This is a genomic window from Bacteroides sp. OF04-15BH (genome assembly GCF_003477995.1).
GTDB lineage: Bacteria > Bacteroidota > Bacteroidia > Bacteroidales > Bacteroidaceae > Paraprevotella.
The window spans coordinates 1-3,184 of the sequence record NZ_QUEM01000063.1; the positions used below are offsets into that span (position 1 = coordinate 1).

Consider the following 3,184-nt stretch of genomic DNA (forward strand, 5'->3'; position numbering starts at 1 on the left):
GTGAGATTCGCAAATTGAGCAAAGAAAGGATGAAAGAACATCATAAATACCTTGTAAACAAAGGAAAAAATACAGATTCATCTAAAATTCCTTTATGTGCTATTATCGGGCTGGTCTATAGGATGAAATACAAGGAAAAGAGATTCACCTTGTTCTCTTGTATAGGATTGTTTATTGGGATAGGATGAGCAATTTATATGCTGCTAATAAGGTCAATATAAATCAAAGTAATATGAAACTGAAATATATATTGAATACTATACTATTTGTTTTGGCATTATCTTTTTTGTCTATGTGTATATTTAAGACTACAGAGTTAAGTTTAAAATGTATGCAATTTGCTGTATCTATCTCCTGTATAGGAGCAATGTTTTCTACAAAAAGATATAGATACATATTTGCATCTATTGCTTTAATCATTATAGGAATATCTTTTTTACTTTAAATGTCCATAATAACGATAATAATTTGATTGTTGCTAATGGTATAATAATAAGTCCAGTCCAAAGATAGCAACTAAAGACGGGGGCAAGGGATGCCCGAATTTGTCCTGCGGTGCTTGAAATTATACGGGTGCGGTAAATCTCCAACTGTTGGTCGGAGATTTAAAACGGGTACAGAACGAAGTTAATCGCTCGCTTTAGATGAGCTATTTGTGAGCCATTTGTGAAGCGTTTCCTATTTTGTCAATAAGATAAGAATGAACGATATATACATAATCAAGGCTGAAATATAGCTTATTTTGGAGCGTTTGTGAAGCGTTTGACAAGCCTTTAATTATGTTCCTTATTCTCCTATTATCAAGTGACACGACAGAAAGAAAACATCTTCGACAAAATATTTGTTATGTTTTTGCATGTAATTACATATTATACTATCTTTGCAGATAGAAACAAAGTACATAAATATGGCTTCATTCAGGAAAGAGATACTTGGGCAGATTGAACGGATAGATACCGGGCGTATATTCACGTTCCGGGATTTGTCGTTTGAAACGGAAAAGACCGCTAATGTTGCGGTGCTGCTCTCCGAACAGAGCCGCAAAGGGGTACTGGTACGGGTTGAAAAGGGTGCGTACTACCGCCCCAAGAAATCGGTCTTAGGATTGGGGAAGCTGCCCGTCTATCAGGATGAACAGTTTCGTTATCTTACCGAAAAACTGAACGGCTATATTACGGGGGCTTACGTCTATAACAAAATGGGGCTGACCGAACAGGTCGCCACAACCATAACGATAGCCACTCCCTATCCGGTGCGCCGTTTCCGTTTCAAGAACTTGGATATAGAGTGTGTGAAAGCCTATTGCACGGACTACTCGGATGAAAGCCTTGTACCGTACTTGCGACTGCTCGATGCGATAAAGGACATGAAGCGCATACCCGGAACAACCGGGCAGGACATCTACAACCGGCTCAAGAACCAATATTTCAACGGATATAGTCTGCCGGAACTGGAGAAAATCGTATCTTTGGCGAAAAGTTACCCGCCACGTGTCAGAAAGACTGTTGCAGATATACTGGGCGACATCAGACAAACCGTGTTGCAAACGGAAATGGCAAAGACCATTCTTCCCACGACACGGTTCAATTTGGATTATAAAACGGCATAAGATAGAGATATGGATTTACATTCGGATAAGGAAGCGTTCAAGGAAATCATCGCACTGGCGGCTGAACAGTTCAGCTACGAGCAGTCGCACGTGGAAAAGGATTACTGGGTATCGAAGATACTGCGGGATATTTCTCTGTCCGAATATGCCAATAAGACCTACTTCAAGGGAGGCACTTCGCTTTCCAAAGCCTACGGGCTGATAGAACGTTTCTCGGAAGATTTGGACTTGTTCGTGTTCACGGGTGATAAAAGTGCGTCCAAGCAGGCGGAAAAAACATTGAACAAGAAACTTTCCAAACACATCGCCGAACTTAACAGCGACATATACAAGGATGATTTGTCGGAAACGGGCGGCAACTACCGCAAGCTGTATTTCTCGTATGAAAATGTATTTCAAGGCGTGGGATTGAAAGAACATTTGGAAGTGGAAATAAAGTCCTGCGACCTGCCGGACAAACAACAAATGTTCTACCCTGCGGACAAACAGACAATCAAACCGATTGTGACTGCTTTTCTTGAAAGCATCGGGCAAGAGGAACTGATAAGTACCTACGGGCTGGAAAGTTTTGAAGTGCAGTGCATCAACCCCCGAAAGACTATCTGCGACAAGATTTCAAGGCTGGTAAAGTTATCCTACAACGAGGATGCCGCCGCACTATTGGCAAAGCATATCCGTGACGTTTACGACTTGTCGGCACTCTACCACAATCAGGAATACAATGACTACTTATATTCGGAAGATTTCTTGGATGCCATGTACCGGGTAACAATAGAGGACGGACTAAACAAAAACTCCCGTTCGCACTTGTCACTGGCTGATGCACCGATATTCAAGGATGCCGAAGCGGTCATGGCGTTGCCCGAAGTGGCTACGGCGTACACTACCGATTTGAAGAAGCTGACTTTTGACAAAAGCAGGATGCCGCCGATAGGCAAGGCGGTGGAAGCATTGAAGAACCTACACGAAATACTGGTGCGTTTTGAAGCCTACCGCACCCAAAAGCAAAATGAAGAACAACCGTAAAGCTACATCGGCTGTTCTTCACTCCATACATTATATTATATACAGCTATTCTTCCTCTTTTATCAAATGGCATAGCTCCGGGTCGTTCTTAATCCGGGTTATCTCGTCCTCGACAATCTGCCGGACTTCCTGCCGGATGCGGTCGTAGTTGGCTTGTATCTCTTCCTGCATCCGGTCGTTGCCGTCCTTGTCGATGAAGTCGATTATTTGCGGAAGTTTCACGTAGCGGGCGGTTTCCCGCTTCACCTTTTCATTGTCCACCACGATTTCACAGTGGAAAATCTTCTGCTCTATCCGTTCATCGAAGTTGTCCGCTACCGCCCCCACGAACATGCCTTGCGTGAGGTTGGATATTTTACTGGCGGGTATCAGGCTGTCCATTTGGGTGCTTATCGAGGTGGACTTCTCCCGCTGGTTTATCGTCATGCTCTGCCGTTTCTGCAACACCTTTCCGAAACGCTCCGACAGTATTTTTGCCGTTTCACCGACTACCTGACCGCTGAACACGTTACCCACAGTATTTTGGATTACTTTGCTTTCCTTGTCCCC

At 43.3% G+C, this 3,184-nt stretch carries 3 protein-coding genes and 1 pseudogene; 3 read left to right on the plus strand and 1 reads right to left on the minus strand.

Annotated features, from left to right (window positions below):
* The 3 genes from DXA74_RS16730 to DXA74_RS15345 all read left to right on the plus strand — a co-directional run.
* Positions 1 to 188, plus strand: a 188-nt coding sequence (locus tag DXA74_RS16730) for a hypothetical protein (RefSeq protein WP_118529009.1), incomplete at its 5' end; no start/stop codon positions are given.
* A gap of 719 nt (positions 189 to 907) precedes the next feature.
* Positions 908 to 1,609, plus strand: coding sequence for a DUF6088 family protein (locus DXA74_RS15340; RefSeq protein WP_118529011.1), 702 nt, complete (start codon positions 908 to 910; stop codon positions 1,607 to 1,609).
* A gap of 9 nt (positions 1,610 to 1,618) precedes the next feature.
* A complete protein-coding gene (locus DXA74_RS15345) occupies positions 1,619 to 2,635 on the plus strand; it encodes a nucleotidyl transferase AbiEii/AbiGii toxin family protein (protein WP_004329667.1) in 1,017 nt (338 codons plus the stop codon).
* A gap of 45 nt (positions 2,636 to 2,680) precedes the next feature.
* Here the strand turns inward: DXA74_RS15345 and DXA74_RS16735 are convergent.
* Positions 2,681 to 3,184: pseudogene (locus tag DXA74_RS16735) on the minus strand (conjugal transfer protein TraG); the annotation flags it as partial.

Excerpts from the sequence above, each read along its gene's own strand:
- DXA74_RS15340 (WP_118529011.1), top strand. The coding sequence starts at position 908 with ATGGCTTCATTCAGGAAAGAGATACTTGGGCAGATTGAACGGATAGAT.
- DXA74_RS15345 (WP_004329667.1), top strand. The coding sequence starts at position 1,619 with ATGGATTTACATTCGGATAAGGAAGCGTTCAAGGAAATCATCGCACTG.